This is a genomic window from Bordetella petrii, assembly GCF_020991325.1.
Classification (GTDB): Bacteria; Pseudomonadota; Gammaproteobacteria; order Burkholderiales; family Burkholderiaceae_B; genus Bordetella_A; species Bordetella_A petrii_E.
In genome coordinates, this window is sequence record NZ_JAJMLX010000010.1 from 21,129 (window position 1) to 37,102 (window position 15,974).

The 15,974-nt window shown below is 66.9% G+C and carries 12 protein-coding genes and 1 other RNA gene; 1 reads left to right on the forward strand and 12 read right to left on the reverse strand.

Annotation, left to right across the window (positions count from 1 at the left end; translation table 11 throughout):
• Positions 1 to 9: 9 nt before the first annotated feature.
• The 12 genes from LPZ50_RS02380 to rnpB form a co-directional block, all read right to left on the reverse strand.
• Complete coding sequence (locus LPZ50_RS02380; RefSeq protein ID WP_230657134.1) at positions 10 to 984, reverse strand: D-alanine--D-alanine ligase; 975 nt, start codon at positions 982 to 984, stop codon at positions 10 to 12.
• The gene (murC, locus tag LPZ50_RS02385) at positions 981 to 2,387 is read right to left on the reverse strand and encodes a UDP-N-acetylmuramate--L-alanine ligase (protein WP_230657136.1); all 1,407 of its coding nucleotides are present in this window, start codon (positions 2,385 to 2,387) and stop codon (positions 981 to 983) included. Before murC ends, LPZ50_RS02380 begins: the two co-directional genes overlap by 4 nt.
• Complete coding sequence (gene murG / locus LPZ50_RS02390) at positions 2,384 to 3,457, reverse strand: undecaprenyldiphospho-muramoylpentapeptide beta-N-acetylglucosaminyltransferase (protein ID WP_230657138.1); 1,074 nt, start codon at positions 3,455 to 3,457, stop codon at positions 2,384 to 2,386. The genes murC and murG overlap by 4 nt, the downstream gene beginning before the upstream one ends.
• A complete protein-coding gene (gene ftsW, locus LPZ50_RS02395) occupies positions 3,454 to 4,647 on the reverse strand; it encodes a putative lipid II flippase FtsW (RefSeq protein WP_230657140.1) in 1,194 nt (397 codons plus the stop codon). The genes murG and ftsW overlap by 4 nt, the downstream gene beginning before the upstream one ends.
• Positions 4,647 to 6,176, reverse strand: a complete 1,530-nt coding sequence (gene murD, locus LPZ50_RS02400; RefSeq protein WP_230657143.1) for a UDP-N-acetylmuramoyl-L-alanine--D-glutamate ligase — start codon at positions 6,174 to 6,176, stop codon at positions 4,647 to 4,649. The genes ftsW and murD overlap by 1 nt, the downstream gene beginning before the upstream one ends.
• Positions 6,173 to 7,342 carry a phospho-N-acetylmuramoyl-pentapeptide-transferase gene (mraY, locus tag LPZ50_RS02405; RefSeq protein ID WP_230657145.1) on the reverse strand — a complete coding sequence of 390 codons (1,170 nt, stop codon included), beginning with the start codon at positions 7,340 to 7,342 and terminating at the stop codon, positions 6,173 to 6,175. Before mraY ends, murD begins: the two co-directional genes overlap by 4 nt.
• Positions 7,332 to 10,160 carry a bifunctional UDP-N-acetylmuramoyl-L-alanyl-D-glutamate--2,6-diaminopimelate ligase MurE/UDP-N-acetylmuramoyl-tripeptide--D-alanyl-D-alanine ligase MurF gene (gene murF, locus LPZ50_RS02410; protein ID WP_230657149.1) on the reverse strand — a complete coding sequence of 943 codons (2,829 nt, stop codon included), beginning with the start codon at positions 10,158 to 10,160 and terminating at the stop codon, positions 7,332 to 7,334. Before murF ends, mraY begins: the two co-directional genes overlap by 11 nt.
• Entirely contained in the window at positions 10,157 to 11,887 is a 1,731-nt protein-coding gene (locus LPZ50_RS02415; RefSeq protein WP_230657155.1) for a peptidoglycan D,D-transpeptidase FtsI family protein, read from the reverse strand. The genes murF and LPZ50_RS02415 overlap by 4 nt, the downstream gene beginning before the upstream one ends.
• Positions 11,884 to 12,174 (reverse strand): cell division protein FtsL, encoded by a 291-nt coding sequence (gene ftsL / locus LPZ50_RS02420; protein ID WP_230657157.1) that lies wholly within the window; start codon positions 12,172 to 12,174, stop codon positions 11,884 to 11,886. Before ftsL ends, LPZ50_RS02415 begins: the two co-directional genes overlap by 4 nt.
• Positions 12,174 to 13,265, reverse strand: a complete 1,092-nt coding sequence (gene rsmH, locus LPZ50_RS02425) for a 16S rRNA (cytosine(1402)-N(4))-methyltransferase RsmH (protein WP_230657159.1) — start codon at positions 13,263 to 13,265, stop codon at positions 12,174 to 12,176. Before rsmH ends, ftsL begins: the two co-directional genes overlap by 1 nt.
• 8 nt (positions 13,266 to 13,273) lie before the next feature.
• Entirely contained in the window at positions 13,274 to 13,702 is a 429-nt protein-coding gene (mraZ, locus tag LPZ50_RS02430; RefSeq protein WP_230657165.1) for a division/cell wall cluster transcriptional repressor MraZ, read from the reverse strand.
• Positions 13,703 to 13,972: 270 nt separating this feature from the next.
• An RNA gene (gene rnpB, locus LPZ50_RS02435) (RNase P RNA component class A) lies at positions 13,973 to 14,388 on the reverse strand.
• 79 nt (positions 14,389 to 14,467) lie between these two features.
• Here rnpB and LPZ50_RS02440 point away from each other — a divergent pair.
• Positions 14,468 to 15,974: ABC-F family ATP-binding cassette domain-containing protein (locus LPZ50_RS02440; protein WP_230657161.1), on the forward strand; the 1,507-nt coding region annotated here is incomplete at its 3' end.

The window sequence follows — 15,974 nt, forward strand, 5'->3', positions numbered from 1 at the left end:
TCAGTCCGGTCAGGGGTTGCGGGCCGGGCTGTGCACTTTGCAGGCAGCCTCGGACAGAATGGATACACACAGGTCGGCATAGCTCATGCCCACCGCCTTGGCCGCCATGGGCACCAGCGAATGGCTGGTCATCCCGGGCGAGGTATTTGCTTCCAGCAGCCATGGCCGGTTGTCGGCATCGAGCATGAAATCGATCCGCCCCCAGCCCGCGCAATCCAGCGCGCGGTAGGCGCGTTCGGCGATATCGGCCACGTTCCGCGCCACGTCCTCGGGCAGGTCGGCCGGGCAGAAATACTGGGTATCGTCGGAAAAATACTTGTGCTCGTAGTCGTAATTGCCCCCGGGCGCCACGATCTCGATCACCGGCAAGGCGCGCGCGTTGCGGCCCGCGCCCAGCACGGCCACGGTCAGTTCGCGGCCGGCGATGAACTGCTCGGCCAGCACCTGGTCGTCGAAGTGCGCGGCCTGGGCATAGCCTTCTTTCATGTCGGAGTACCCCACCACCTTGGTGATGCCCACGGTGGAGCCTTCATGCGGCGGCTTCAGGATCAGGGGCAGGCCCAGGCGGTCGGGCACGGTACGCAATTCGGAACCGGCGTCCAGCAATTCGAAGGCAGGCGTGGGCAGGCCATACTGCATCCACACGCGCTTCGTCATGGTCTTGTCCATGGCCAGGCTGGAGGCCATAGGGCCGCTGCCGGTATAGGGCAGGCCCAGCAGCTCCAGGGCGCCTTGCAGGGTGCCGTCCTCGCCGTAGCGGCCGTGCAGCGCGATGAACACGCGGTCGAAACCGGCCGCGGCCAGGTCGGCCAGGGACTGCTCGCCCGTATCGAACAGATGGGCGTCGACCCCCGCCGACCGCAGGGCCTGGTGCACCCCCGTGCCCGACATCAGCGACACCTCGCGTTCGGCCGAACGGCCGCCGTACAGTACGCCTACCTTGCCGAAGGCCTGCGTGTCGGACCGCGCCACGGATTGATTCATGCCAGTTCTCCCACCAGGCCGGGCACCTTGCTGATCGAGCCCGCACCCATCACCACCACCACGTCGCCGTCGCGCACGAAATCCAGAATGGTCTGCGGCAGCTCGGCCACGTCTTCCACGAACACGGGTTCGACGCGCCCGGCAACACGTAGTGCCCGCGCCAGTGCGCGCCCGTCGGCCGCCACCAGCGGCGGCTCGCCCGCGGCATACACCTCGGTCAGCAGCACGGCGTCGGCGCCGCCCAGCACCCGCACGAAATCCTCGAAGCAATCGCGCGTGCGTGTATAACGGTGCGGCTGGAACGCCAGCACGATGCGCCGCTGCGGCCAGGCGCCGCGGGCGGCCGACAGCGTGGCAGCCATTTCGACCGGATGGTGTCCGTAGTCGTCGATCACGGTGAACGTGCCGCCGCCATGCGCGACGGGCACGGCGAATTCGCCCGTCTGGGTAAAGCGACGGCCCACGCCCTTGAACGATGCCAGCGCCTGGCTGATGGCATCGTCCGGCACGCCCAGCTCGGTGGCCACGGCCACCGCCGCCAGCGCGTTGCGCACGTTGTGCAGCCCAGGCAGGTTCAGCTCCACGGCCAGGGGCGGCAATACCGTGAGGCGGTCGCGGCGCTGCACTGTGAAACGCATGCGGGTGCCATCGGCCTGCACGTCTTCGGCCCGCACCTGCGCATCTTCGCTCAGGCCGTATGTCGTAATGGGCCGCGACACGAACGGCATGATTTCACGGACGTTGGCGTCGTCGGAGCACAGCACCGCGCTGCCGTAGAACGGCAGCCGCTGCGTGAACTCGATGAAGGCGCTTTTCAGGCGCGCCACGTCATGGCCATAGGTGTCCATGTGGTCGGCGTCGATGTTGGTCACGATCGCCATCACCGGCAGCAGGTTCAGGAACGAGGCGTCCGACTCGTCCGCCTCGACCACGATGTATTCGCCTTGCCCCAGGCGCGCGTTGGCGCCCGCGGAATTCAGGCGGCCGCCGATCACGAAAGTGGGATCCAGCTCGCCTGCCGCCAGCACACTGGCCACCAGGCTGGTGGTGGTGGTCTTGCCATGCGTGCCGGCCACGGCAATGCCGCGCTTGAGCCGCATCAGCTCGGCCAGCATGATGGCGCGCGGCACCACCGGGATACCCGCCGCGCGGGCGGCGATGACTTCGGGGTTGTCGCCCGCCACCGCGGTGGACGTCACGATGGCGGCCGCGCCGGCCACATTGGCGGCGGTATGTCCAACGGCCACCTTGGCCCCCAGCCCCACCAGGCGGCGCGTCACGGCCGATTCCTGCAGGTCGGAACCGCTGATGGTGTAGCCCAGGTTGAGCAGGACCTCGGCAATGCCGCTCATGCCCGAGCCGCCAATACCGACGAAATGAATATGTTGAATTCTATGTTTCATGATGGGCGCCTCGCTGCCTGTTCGCAGACATCGGCGATATGGGCCGCGGCTTGCGGACGCGCATGCTGACGCGCCCGTTCGGCCACGGCCTGGAGTTCAGGGCGGGTACGCTGTCCCAGCCAGCCCGCCAGCCACTCGGGGGTCAGCTCAGGCTGCGGGCACAGCCAGGCCGCGCCGTCGTTGCTAAGGAAACGCGCATTGGCGGTTTGATGGTCGTCGATGGCGTGCGGGAACGGCACGAACAGCGCCGCCACGCCTGCGGCCGCCACTTCGGATACCGTCATGGCGCCAGCACGGCATACCAGCACATCGGCATCGGCCATGGCGGCGGCCATGTCGTCGATGAAATCGCGGCACTCGGCGGTGACGCCCGCCTGGGCATAGGCATCCCGCAAGGCCTGCAGGTGCTGTTCGCCGGCCTGATGCACCACGTGCGGACGGATCTTGGCATCCATCAGTGCCAGGGCACGCGGCAGCGTGGTGTTCAAGGCCTGCGCCCCCAGGCTGCCGCCCACCACCAGCATACGCAGCGTACCTTCGCGCCCGCTGTAGCGGGCCGCAGGCTCGGGCAAGGCGCACAGGTCACCGCGCACCGGGTTGCCCAACGCCTCGCCGCGCGGCAATACATTCGGAAAACCGCTAAGCACGCGGCGCGCCAGGCGGGCCAGCCAGCGGTTGGCGGTGCCGGCCACGGCGTTCTGCTCATGCACGACCAGGGGCATGCCACGCAACGCGGCCACCATGCCGCCGGGGAAGGCCACATAGCCTCCCATGCCCAGCACCACATCGGGGCGCACTTGCGATAGCCGCTTCCAGGCCTGCGCGCAGGCGCGCACCAGCAGGAAGGGCAGCTTCAACAGGGTGGTCGCCCCCCGGCCACGCACTCCCTGGAAGTACAGCGGCACCAGGTCGATGCCGCGCGGCGGCACCAGCCGTCCTTCCATCTTGTCGGGATTGCCCAGCCACAGCACGCGCCAGCCGCGTTCGCGCAGCACGTCGGCAACGGCCAGCCCAGGCATGATGTGGCCGCCCGTGCCGCCGGCCATGATGAGGACGGTGCGCCCGGTCATACCCGGCCCCCCCGCATCATGACGCGGTTCTCGATATCCACGCGCAGCAGAATGGCCAGCGCGCACAGGTTCATGACAATGCCCGAACCGCCGTAGCTCATCAGCGGCAGCGTCAGGCCCTTGGTGGGCAGCAGGCCCAGGCACACGCCCATATTGATGAAGGCTTGCACGCCGATCCAGATGGCGACGCCGTGCGCCACCAGCCCGGCGAAGGTGCGTTCCATGGCAATGGCCTGGCGGCCGATGTCGAAGCCGCGCTGGATCACCACCACGAACAAGGTGATCACCAGCATGACCCCCACGAAACCCAGTTCTTCGCCCACCACGGCCATCAGGAAATCGGTGTGGGCCTCGGGCAGGTAGTGCAGCTTCTCGACACTGGCGCCCAGCCCCACGCCCAACCACTCGCCGCGCCCCAGCGCGATCAGCGAATGCGACAACTGGTAGGCGCTGCCATAGGCATTGGCATCGTTCCAGGGGTCCAGGTAGGCGAACAGGCGCGCGCGCCGCCACGGCGACAGCCAGATCAGCGCCAGGAAGGTGCCCCCCAGCACGGCCAGCAGGCTGCTGAAGTATTTGCCGTTGATGCCGCCCAGGAACAGGATGGCCACCGCAATGGCCACGATGACGATGAACGCCCCCAGGTCGGGTTCCAGCAGCAGCAGCATGCCCACGCCGCCCAGGGCGCAAGCCATGGGCAGGAAGCCGCGAGAGAACGCCTGCATATGCTCTTGCTTGCGCACGGTGTAATCGGCCGCGTACAACAGCGCGGTCAACTTCACCAGTTCCGAAGGTTGGAAGTTCAGGGGGCCCAGCGGAATCCAGCGATGCGCGCCATTGACCTCGCGGCCGATGCCCGGGATCAGCACCGCCACCAACAGCACCAGCGATCCCATGAACGCCGGCACCGCCAGGCGCTGCCACACCCGCAAGGGAATGGTCAGCACCACCGCGCCGCCCAGCAGGCCGGCGCACAGGAACACCCCATGGCGCAGCACAAAGTAATAGCGGCCATAGGACGCGTAACGCGGGCCATCGGCCAGCGCGATCGAGGCCGAATACACCATCAGCAAACCCAGCAACAACAAGGTCGCGGAGGCCAGCACCAGCGGCGCATCGTAGTTGCGCATGCGGGTGCGTCCGGGGCGTACGGCATTGACGCTGGCGGTCAGATCGGCGAACAGGCTCATCACACTTCCCCCCGGTCGGCGGCCAAGTCGTCGACTTCCTGGGCGAACACTTCGCCACGATGTGGGTAATTGCGGAACATGTCCATGCTGGCGCAGGCCGGCGACAACAGCACGGCGTCACCGGACTGTGCCAACTCGGCGCCGCGCCGCACTGCGTCGCGCATGTCGTGGGCAGCCACGCACGGCACGCCCGTGTCGGCCAGCACACGGCCGATTTCCGGGCCGTCGGCGCCGATCAGCACCACCGCGCGCGCGTGGCGCGCCACCACCGGCGCCAGGGGCGAGAAATCCTGGCCCTTGCCCAGGCCGCCGGCAATCAGTACCACGGGCTGGCCTAGGCCTTCCAGGGCGGCGACCGTGGCCCCTACATTGGTGCCCTTGCTGTCGTTGATGTAGTCGACCCCGCCCACACTGCGCACGAAGGCGGCGCGATGCGGCTCGCCGGTGTAGTCGCGCAGGGCACGCAGCATGGGGCCCCAGCCAATATTCAGCACCCGCGCCAACTGCATGGCGGCCAGGGCATTCAGGCCGTTGTGCTGGCCGCGGATGCGCATGGCGTCCAACGGCATCAGGCGGCTGATCCGGCCGGCCATGCGCTTGGGCGGCGGCGCGTCTTTCTTGCGCCGCACAGGAGCCACCGGTTCTTCGAAATCGTTGGGCTCGCAGGCCACCAGCCAGGCCATGCCCTCGCCCAGTTCCAGGCCCATGTCGCCCACCAGGGCCGGCATGTCGCGCCCGAAACTGCGCACGCCCAGCCCTTCCAGCGAGTCCACCATGCCGGCCACGCGCGGGTCGTCGCGGTTGACGACGGCCAGGCGCGCCAGTTTCAGTAAACGGGCCTTGGCTTGCGCGTAAGCGTCCATGCCGCCATGCCAATCCAGGTGGTCCTGCGTCACGTTCAGTACCGTGGCGGCGTCGGGTGCCAGGGTGTGGGTGGTTTCCAGCTGGAAGCTCGACAGTTCCAGCACCCATACCTGGGGCAGGTCATCGGCATCCAGGGCTTCGATCAGGGCCGCCAACGCCGCGGGGCCAATGTTGCCGGCGGCACGCACACTGAACCCGCCCGCCTCGACCAACTGGCGCAGCAGCGCGGTAACGGTGGTTTTGCCATTGGTGCCGGTCACGGCCAGAACGGTTGGCCGATACTCGCGCTGCCCGACCAGCCCGGCCAGGGCGCGCGCGAACAGCTCGATCTCGCCCACGACTTCAATGCCGCGTTCGGCAGCCTGTTCCAGCAATGCGCGGGCCGGTGCCTGGCCCGGCGCCAGGCCCGGGCTCAGGACCAATTGCGAAACACCATCCAGCAAGGACGGATCGAACGTGTCCCCGCAACCCAGCCGGTAATCCACCTCGGCATCCGCCAGCGCGGCGCGCAGTCCCGCCAGGCCACCCGGCTCGGCGCGCGTATCGGCCACCCGCAAGGCGGCGCCCTGCCGGGCGCACCAACGGGCGGCGGCCACGCCGGTCTCGCCCAATCCGAGGATCAGGACAAGCGGCGCATCGACACGGACGGGCTCTGGGCTGTTCATCGTAATTTCAGGGTGGAAAGGCCGATCAGCACGAGCATCATGCTGATGATCCAGAAACGCACGACGACCTGGGTTTCTTTCCAGCCGCCGACTTCGAAATGGTGATGCAGGGGCGCCATGCGGAAAATGCGTCGCCCCTGCCCGTACTTGCGCTTGGTGTACTTGAACCATGTCACTTGCATCATGACCGACAGCGTCTCGACCACGAACACGCCGCCCATGATGAACAGCACGATTTCCTGGCGCACGATGACCGCGATGGTGCCCAGCGCGCCGCCCAGCGCCAGCGCACCCACGTCGCCCATGAATACCTGGGCGGGATACGCGTTGAACCACAGGAATGCCAGGCCTGCGCCGGCAATGGCCGCGCACAGCACCATCAGTTCGGCCGCGCCGGGAATGTACGGGAACAGCAGGTACTTGGAATAATCGACCCGGCCCACCACGTAGGCGAAAATGCCCAGCGCGCTGCCCACCATGACGGTGGGCATGATGGCCAGGCCGTCCAGGCCGTCGGTCAGGTTCACGGCGTTGCTGGTGCCCACGATCACCGCCCAGGTCAGCGCCACGAACCCCAGCACGCCCAGCGGATAGCTCACCGATTTGAAGAACGGCACGATCAGGTCGGCGCGCGTCGGCAAAGGCATGGCAAACCCGCTGCTCACCCAGGCCTTGAACAGGGGCCACAGTTCGGTATTGGCCGGCGCCGATACCGCGAAAGCCAGGTACACCGCGGCAATCAGGCCTATCGTCGCCTGCCAGAAGAATTTCTGCCGCGCCGGCATGCCTTCGGGATCCCGATGCACCACCTTGCGGTAGTCGTCCATCCAGCCTATCCAGCCGAAACCGAAGGTCACCAGCAGCACCACCCACACAAAGCGGTTGGTCCAGTCCGCCCACAGCAGCGTACTGATGGCAATGGCGATCAGGATCAGCGCGCCGCCCATGGTGGGCGTGCCCGTCTTGACCAGATGCGATTCCGGGCCGTAGGCACGCACGGCCTGGCCGATCTTCATTTCCGTCAGCTTGCGAATCACCCGCGGGCCGGCCACCAGGCCGATCAGCAACGCCGTGGCGCAGGCCAGCACCGCGCGCAGCGTGATGTATTGCAGCACGCCGATGGCGCTCACGTCGTCGGACAACCAGCGGGCGATTTCAAGCAGCATGTGGATCTCCGTGGCGCTCGGCCGTAGTCTTGTTATTGTTGGTCGACAGCACCTTCACTACCCGCTCCATGCGCATAAAGCGCGAACCTTTCACTAATACGCTGGCGGAACGTACGCCGTGCAGCGCCGCCAGAACTTCGTCCACCGAGGCGCAGGCTTGCGCGCCGTTTCCGAAAGCCGCCGCCGCATCGCGGCTGGCCTCGCCCAGCGTGACCAGGGCTTCGATGCCATGCGCGCGGGCGTACTCGCCCACTTCGCGATGCATGGCGGGGCCGTTGTCGCCCACTTCACCCATATCGCCCAGCACCAGGGCCCGCGGTCCGGGCAATTGCGCCAGCACATCCACCGCGGCGCGCACCGAATCCGGGTTGGCGTTGTAGGTATCGTCGATCAGCACCGTGCCATCGGCCAGCACGCTGCGCTGCATGCGTCCCGCCACCGCGCTGAAAGTGGCCAGCGCCCGTGCCGTGCTGGCCAGCGGAGCACCAGCCGCCAGCGTGGCGGCAATCGCCGCCAAGGCGTTGCGCAGGTTATGCATGCCCGGCACCGGCAAGACCAGATCGATGCTGCCCGCTGGCGTCACCACATGGCAACGCGTGTCCTGCGGGGTCGCCTGCACGTGCTCGGCATAAACATCCAGGCCGGGCTGCAGGCCAAAGCGCAGGATGCGGCGTGCGCCGGCCTGGGATTCCCAGACGCCGCAGTGCGGATCGTCACCCGGGAAGACCGCCACCCCTTCGTCCGGCAGCGCCGCGATGGCGGCGCCGTTTTCCTGGGCCACGGCCTCGACCGAATGCATGAATTCCTGGTGTTCGCGCTGCGCATTGGTGATCAGAGTCACCGAGGGCGCGGCCAGCCGCGCCAATACGGCGATCTCGCCCGGATGGTTCATGCCCAGCTCGAACACGGCGGCGCGATGCTGCGCGCGCAGGCGCAACAGCGTCAGGGGTACGCCGATATCGTTGTTGAAGTTGCCAGCAGTGGCCAGCCTGCCCGCCTCGCCCTGCCAATCAGACAGGATCGCGGCAATCATTTCCTTGGTGGTGGTCTTGCCATTGCTGCCGGCCACGCCTATCACCGGCAACGAGAACCGTGCGCGCCAGGCTCCGCCGATGCGCATCAAGGCCTGCCGGGTGTCGCCCAGCACCAGTTGCGGCAGCGCCGCGCCGCCCACCCGATGCGCCACCACCGCCACGCAAGCGCCCGCGGCTTCGGCTTGTGCCAGGTAATCGTGGCCGTCGAAATTGTCTCCGGACAGCGCCAGGAAAATCTCGTTCACGCCGATGCGGCGAGTGTCGGTAGACAGGCCGCTGGCGTGCGGCAGCAACAGGGCCAGCCGCGCCCATTCGCGATCGTCGAACGGCAGCTTGGCTCCGGCGATCTCCTGATAGGTTTCATGGCCCTTGCCCGCCAGCAGCACCACGTCGTCCGGCCCGGCCGCCCAGATCGTCTGCATGATGGCGCGCGCACGGTCCGCGTCGACGCTCAGGCGCGCCCCACGCGGAATGCCCTGCAGGATCTGTTCAATGATCGCGGCCGGATCTTCGCCGCGTGGATTGTCGCTGGATACAGTAATTCTGTCGGCCAGATCGGCGGCGATGCGGCCCATTTCAGGCCGCTTGCCGGCATCGCGCTCGCCACCGCAGCCAAACAGACAGACCAGGCGGCCGCCGCGCGCATCGGCCACCGGCCGTAGGGCGGTCAAGGCCCGCGCCAGGGAGTCGGGGGTGTGCGAATAATCCACCACCACCAACGGGTTTTGCCCAGACATCGTCAAGGTGCGCAGCGGCAATGCAGCCACTGCCTGCAACCGGCCGTCCACGGGCCGCGTCGCGGCCAGCGCCCGCGCGATCTGCGCCAGCGGCCAACCCAGTTTGTACAGGACACCGGCCACCAGCAGCAGGTTCGACACGTTGTGGCGTCCCAGCAAAGACGTCACGATCTGCGCTTCGCCGTCGGGCGTCATCAGCGTGAACACCTGGCCATGGGACGTGGCCTGCAGGTCGCGGGCCTGAAAGGCCGCCGGCGTATCCTGCTGCGTGTAGCCCAGCGTTTGTTCCCGCGGTAGCGCGCGCAGCAGGCGCTCACCTGCCGCGTCATCGGCATTGACGATGGCAGCGGCCAGGCCAGGCCACTGGAACAGGCGAGCCTTGGCCTGCTCGTAACGCTCCATCGAGCCGTGATAATCAAGATGATCGCGGGTCAGGTTGGTGAACCCGGCCACTGCGATCCGCACGCCGTCGAGCCGCCCTTGCTCTATGCCGATGGACGAAGCCTCCAGGGCAACTGCCTGGGCTCCTGCGGCGCGCATGGCGGCCAGCACACGGTGTACCGTCAGCACATCCGGCGTGGTCAGGTTGCCGCCCAGAGAACTGCCGTCAGGCAGCAGGGCGCCCAGTGTGCCGATGCTGCCGCAAGGCTTGCCCGCCGCTGTCAGCGCCTGGGCCACCCATTGCACGCAGGACGTCTTGCCATTGGTGCCGGTAATCGCCACGACGCTCAAAGCCGCGGACGGCTGTCCGTACCACTCATCGGCAAGCTCGCCCAGCATGGCGCGCAAGTCCTGTACTTCGCAGACGCGCGCGTCGGCGTGCATGCCGGCAGGCGCTGGCGCCTGGCACAGCACCGCCGCGGCATTGGCGGCAAAGGCCTGGGCAATATAGCTGCGCCCGTCCGCCGACCCGCCGGCGCAGGCCACGAACACATCGCCCGCCGCCACTTCCCGCGAGTCCAGGCGCAAGTGCGCGCTGGCCGCCACATGCGTGCGTAGCCAGGCCAGTACATCGGCAACGGCAGCCAGCGGACGCGGCGCGCTCATCGGGAGGCCTCCTGGGCGCCGGCCACGATGGTCGACTCGAAGGGCGCGTCAGGCTGCACGCTCATCATGCGCAGGCTGCCGCCCACGATGCTTGAAAATATCGGTGCGGCGATCGCGCCACCGTAATAGCCGCCAGTCTTGGGTTCGTCGATGGACACCGCCACGACAATGCGCGGATCCGACACGGGCGCGAAGCCCACGAAAGAACTGCGGTAGCGTTGGGTGCTGTACTTGCCGTCGACTATCTTGCGGGCGGTGCCGCTCTTGCCAGCCACCCGGTAACCCTGTACCTGCGCGGCCTTGGCGCCTTCGGGCCCGGCCGCGGCCTCCAGCATGCCACGCACCAACTGCGCCACCTTGGGGCTGTATATCTTGACGCTGGTGGGATCGCTGTCGCGCTTGATCAGCGTGGGCGACACCATGTCGCCGTCGCGGGCAAATACCGTGTAGGCGCGCGCCACTTGCAACAAAGAAACCGACAGGCCATACCCGTATGCCATGGTCGCCTTCTCGATCAGGCGCCAACGGTCCCAGGGCCGCAGGCGGCCTGGCGCCGCGCCCGGGAAACCCAGTTGCGGTGCCCGGCCGAACCCCAGTTCGGTAAAGCGTTCCCACATTTCGCGGGACTCGAGCTTCTCCGAGATCATCGTCATGCCAATATTGCTGGAACGGCGCAGCACCCCGCCCACGGTCAGCGTGCCATTGCGGCTGACATCATGGATGGTGTTGCCCTGGTAGCGGAACGCGCCGTTGCCGGTTTCGAACTGCGTGCTGGTGTTGATGCGCCCGAGGTCTAGCGCCAGCGCGGCGGTAAAGGGCTTCATGATCGAACCCGGCTCGAACGTATCGGTAATGGCCCGGTTGCGAAGGTTCGGGGTGTGGAAGGTTTCGCGCCGATTGGGATCGAACGTGGGCAGGCTGGCCAACGCCAGGATCTCGCCCGTGTGCACGTCCATGATGATGGCACTGGCGGCCGAGGCCTGGTGGCGCTCGACGGCGTCGTTCAACTCGCGGTACACCAGATACTGCAGGCGGGTGTCGATGGACAGATGCAGGTCGCGGCCGTTCACCGGCAGGGTTACCGCCTGCACGTCTTCAATGACGCGACCCAGGCGGTCCTTGATGACGCGGCGGCTTCCCGGGGTGCCTGACAGCAGGTCGTCGAAGGTCAGCTCGACACCTTCCTGGCCCTTGTCTTCGATGCTGGTAAAGCCCACCAGGTGCGCCGTCACCTCGCCGTCGGGGTAGTAGCGCCGTGTTTCCGGCTGCTGGTGTATGCCGGGCACATCCAGCTTCTTGATCTGCTCGGCCACGTCCATGGACACCTGGCGCTTCAGATAGACGAAATTGCGGTCGTCGTCCGCCAGGCGGCCGCGCAGGTCGGCCACGGAAGTCTGCAGCAGCTTGGCCAGTTCAGTCAGTTGCTCGGATGTGGCGGGCTTGGTGTCTTCGGGAATGGCCCAGATGGCGCGCGCAGGTATGCTGGACGCCAGCACGACGCCGTTGCGGTCCAGGATCTTGCCCCGCGTGGCCGACAGCGTCAGCGTACGTTCGTAGCGGCGCTCGCCCTGCTGCTGCAGGAACTCGGTGGACAGGCCCTGCAGATACAACGCCCGGAGACCCAGCACGGCGAACCCGCCGAACATCATGATCAGCACCAGGCGGGCGCGCCAGGTGGGCAACTGCCCGCGCAGCACGGGGTTGTCGAAGAAAGGCACGCGCTTCATTGCGCGCCTCCGGCAGCCGGAATGGGCGGCTGGTTCAAGTACAGGGTGCGGTCGGGCACGATGGGGATCATTTTCAGATCCTGGCGCGCCGCCTTGTCGATGCGTGCGTTGCGAGCCAGTTCGGCGCGCTCGAGCTGCAGGCGGCGCCAGTCGGTGTCCAGCGTGCGGGCCTGCGAACGGCTACGCTCCAGCTCGATGAACAACTGGCGCGACTGATACCGGCTGGTCACCAGCGAAATCGCCGACAGCATCAGCAGAACGGCCACGAACAAGCTCATGCGGCTCATCAGTTGGCCCTCCGCCTGGCGCCGCGCCGAGCGGGCGGGACTTCACCCGGCACGCGCATGGCCGGCACGAATTCCGCCGCGCCCTCGTCGCCCATGGGCGTGGCGGTGCGCTCGGCCACCCGCAGCACGGCCGATCGGGACCGCGCGTTTCCGGCGATTTCTTCCTCGGTGGCCAGCACGCGGCCCAGCGAACGCACCAAGGGTTGCGGCAATTCGCTTTCACGCAGGGGCAGGCGTGCGTGCGCGGCAGCCGGCCGGGCCGCCGCCGCGATGCATTGCTTGACCATGCGGTCTTCAAGCGAATGAAAGCTGATCACCGCCAACCTCCCCCCCGGGGCGAGCAGCTCTAGAGCTGACGCGAGGGCGCGCGCGAGCTCTTCGAGCTCCCGATTGATGTAAATCCGTAGAGCCTGAAAGGTGCGTGTGGCCGGATGCTGCCCCTTTTCGCGCGTGCGGACGGCGCTGGCGACGCACTCGGCAAGCTCGAGCGTGGTGCGCAGCGGCCGTGTTGCGCGGCGAGCAGCAATCGCCTTTGCAACCTGAAAAGCAAACCGTTCTTCGCCATAATCCGCTATGACCTCCCGCATCTCATCCACACTGGCCTGCGCCAGCCAATCCGCCACCGTCGGGCCGCGGGTCGTATCCATCCGCATGTCGAGCGGGCCTTCTCGCATGAACGAAAAGCCTCGCTCGGCATCATCCAACTGGGGGGACGACACCCCCAGGTCCAGCATCACGCCATCGATCGCCTCGATGCCGCGCGCCGCCAACGCTTCACGCATGGTGGCAAAGCCGCCATGCACCACCATCACCCGGGCGTCGCGCTCGGCCAGTTCCGTGGCCACGGCGATCGCCTGGGGATCTTTATCGAACACCACCAGCCGCGCCCGCGGCCCCAGCCGCCCCAGCAGTTCGCGGCTGTGACCGCCGCGCCCGAAAGTGCCGTCGACGAACACCCCCTGCTGCGCGCGCGCATCGGCCTGCGCGTCATCCTGCCGGCCCGACCGTGCCGCGCCCTTGCCGCCGAAACCGGCCAGCAGCAACGCATCCACCGTCGGCTCCAGCAGCACGGGCCGATGTTCGAATTCCATACGCGGTTTCAGAACGAAAACTGGTTCAACACGTCCGGCATTCCCTGTGCCAAATCTTCCGCCTCGCGGCGGGCCAGGGAAGCGGCATCCCAGAGCTCGAAGTGCGCGCCCATACCGAGCAGCATCACGTCGCGCGTCATACCGGAAGCGTTGCGCAGTTCGGGAGCGATGAGCACACGGCCGGAGCCGTCGATTTCAACGTCCTGGGCGTTGCCCAGCAGCAGCCGCTGTAGCGCGCGCGCAGACATGGGAAATGCAGCGATCTGTTCGCGCTTCTTTTCCCACTCTTGCCGCGGATACACCAGCAGGCAGCCGTCAGGATGGCGGGTCAGGGTCAGCCGGCCTTCGGCCTGCGCCAACAGCGCGTCACGATGCCGGGTCGGAATCGAGATCCGTCCCTTCGCATCGAGCGTTAGCGCGCTGCTTCCCTGAAACACCACTTTCACCCCACTTAATTGCACAAATTCCTACTTTTTCCCACTCTACGGTAATGGACAAACGGGGTCAAGCGCGTGGTTGCAATTTTTTCAATCACAACAAGGACTTAGAGCACTTCTTGGATTTATGAAAATAAAAACCCCCTGATAAATCAGGGGGTTGCGGTAACAATTAAAAGTCCTTCTTCAGAAGTGCGCCGCAAGGGGCACCCTTTCATTGTTTTACGTTCGGTCTTGCACTGGCAAGACCGGCCATGCGGCCCGATTCAGTTGCAAGACAGATCTATAGGCCGGATTCTGTACGCCGGGTCGCCCCGGCGGGCAGTCATTCCTCTGCGCGGGCCATTGCTGGACCGCTGTAGCCACCTACCCGCATACTCGGACGAGCCGCCCTTCGGGTCCGAAGACCGCACGCATGCCTATTTGGTGTTGCTCCGGGTAGAGGTTGCCGCGTTTCACCCTGCGACGCCGCCGCCCATGAACGGACGGCACGGCACGGAGATGGCCGTGCCGGTGCGCGACTGGCGCGCCCGCCTCGCAGACTCGTCTCTGTGGCCCTGTTCCTCGTGCCTGTCGGCGGGCAAGCCCGCCGGCAGGCACGGACGGCCGTTAGCCGCTACCCTGCCCTGTGGAGTCCGGACCTTCCTCGATGGGTTTTCACCCACCGCGACTGCCCGATCTGTCTTGCGCGGCCATTTTAGTACAGCGGCCACTGTCCCGCTTCCTGCGACAATACGGGTTGATTCGCACCAGGCAGTCCCCCACATGGCTTCGGCAACTCTTATTACCCTTACTGGCGTGCAACTGGCCTACGGCCACCACGCGCTGCTCGACCACGCAGACTTCACCATCCAGGGCGGCGAGCGCATCGGGCTCATCGGCCGCAATGGCGCCGGCAAATCGTCGCTGCTGCGCCTGCTCGACGGCCGCACCCTGCCCGACGACGGCGACCTGGCGCGCCTGTCCGGGCTGCGCGTGGCCACCGTCGAGCAAGAACCCTTGCTCGACGATACCCTGACGGTATTCGAAGCGGTGCACGCCCAGGAAGACGACCACGAAGACTGGCAACGGCCCGCCCGGGCAAAAGCCGCGCTGGAACGCCTGGGCTTGCCCGCCGACGCGCCCGTGGCCGGCCTGTCCGGCGGCACGCGCAAGCGGGTTGCACTGGCGCGCGCGCTGGTAGACGAACCCGACCTGCTGCTGCTGGACGAGCCCACCAACCACCTGGACTTCGACGGCATCGCCTGGCTGGAAGATCTGCTGCGCAACTGGAAGGGCGCCGCGGTCATCATCACCCACGACCGCCGCTTTCTCGATGCCGTGGCCACCCGCATCGTCGAACTCGACCGGGGCCGCCTGCTCAGCTTTCCGGGCAACTTTTCGCAGTGGCAGGAACGCAAGGCCCAATGGCTCGAATCCGAGCGCCTGGAGCAAGAGCGTTTCGACAAGCTCCTGGCACAGGAAGAAGTCTGGATCCGCAAGGGCGTCGAGGCACGCCGCACCCGCAACGAAGGCCGGGTCCGGCGCCTGGAACGGCTGCGCGTCGAACGCGCCGAGCGCCGCGAACGCATGGGCAACGTCAGCCTGGCCCTGGCCGAGGGTCAGCGTTCCGGCAAACTGGTCGCCGAACTGAAAGACGCCAGCAAGGCATTCGGCGATAAAACCGTCGTGCGCGACTACAGCACCACCATCCTGCGCGGCGACCGCATCGGCATCATCGGCCCCAACGGCGCGGGCAAGACCACCTTGCTCAAGCTCATCCTGGGCGAACTCCAGCCCGACAGCGGGTCGACCCGGCTGGGCACGAACGTGGCCGTGGCCTATTTCGACCAGATGCGCTCGCAACTGGACGAAGACGCCACCCTGGCCGACGTCATCAGCCCGGGCAGCGAATGGGTGGAAATCGGCGGCGCGCGCAAGCATGTCATGAGCTACCTGGGCGACTTCCTGTTTTCTCCCGCGCGCGCCGGCTCCCCGGTGCGCAGCCTGTCCGGCGGCGAGCGAGCCCGGCTACTGCTGGCACGGCTGTTCGCCCGCCCGGCCAATGTGCTGGTGCTGGACGAACCCACCAACGACCTGGACATCGAAACCCTGGAACTGCTTGAAGAACTGCTGCAGGAATACGCCGGCACGGTGCTGCTGGTCAGCCACGACCGCGCCTTCCTGAACAATGTCGTCACGCAAACCATCGCCAGCGAAGGGCACGGTGCTGGTGAAGGCCAGGCCCGGAATCTTGCCCGCTTCATAGCCGTCGAAGGTCTTCATCATCTGG

Bases quoted from the DNA above. Each gene is read 5' to 3' on its own strand.
- LPZ50_RS02380 (WP_230657134.1), bottom strand. From the start codon at position 984: ATGAATCAATCCGTGGCGCGGTCCGACACGCAGGCCTTCGGCAAGGTA.
- murC (WP_230657136.1), bottom strand. From the start codon at position 2,387: ATGAAACATAGAATTCAACATATTCATTTCGTCGGTATTGGCGGCTCG.
- murG (WP_230657138.1), bottom strand. From the start codon at position 3,457: ATGACCGGGCGCACCGTCCTCATCATGGCCGGCGGCACGGGCGGCCAC.
- ftsW (WP_230657140.1), bottom strand. From the start codon at position 4,647: ATGAGCCTGTTCGCCGATCTGACCGCCAGCGTCAATGCCGTACGCCCC.
- murD (WP_230657143.1), bottom strand. From the start codon at position 6,176: ATGAACAGCCCAGAGCCCGTCCGTGTCGATGCGCCGCTTGTCCTGATC.
- mraY (WP_230657145.1), bottom strand. From the start codon at position 7,342: ATGCTGCTTGAAATCGCCCGCTGGTTGTCCGACGACGTGAGCGCCATC.
- murF (WP_230657149.1), bottom strand. From the start codon at position 10,160: ATGAGCGCGCCGCGTCCGCTGGCTGCCGTTGCCGATGTACTGGCCTGG.
- LPZ50_RS02415 (WP_230657155.1), bottom strand. From the start codon at position 11,887: ATGAAGCGCGTGCCTTTCTTCGACAACCCCGTGCTGCGCGGGCAGTTG.
- ftsL (WP_230657157.1), bottom strand. From the start codon at position 12,174: ATGAGCCGCATGAGCTTGTTCGTGGCCGTTCTGCTGATGCTGTCGGCG.
- rsmH (WP_230657159.1), bottom strand. From the start codon at position 13,265: ATGGAATTCGAACATCGGCCCGTGCTGCTGGAGCCGACGGTGGATGCG.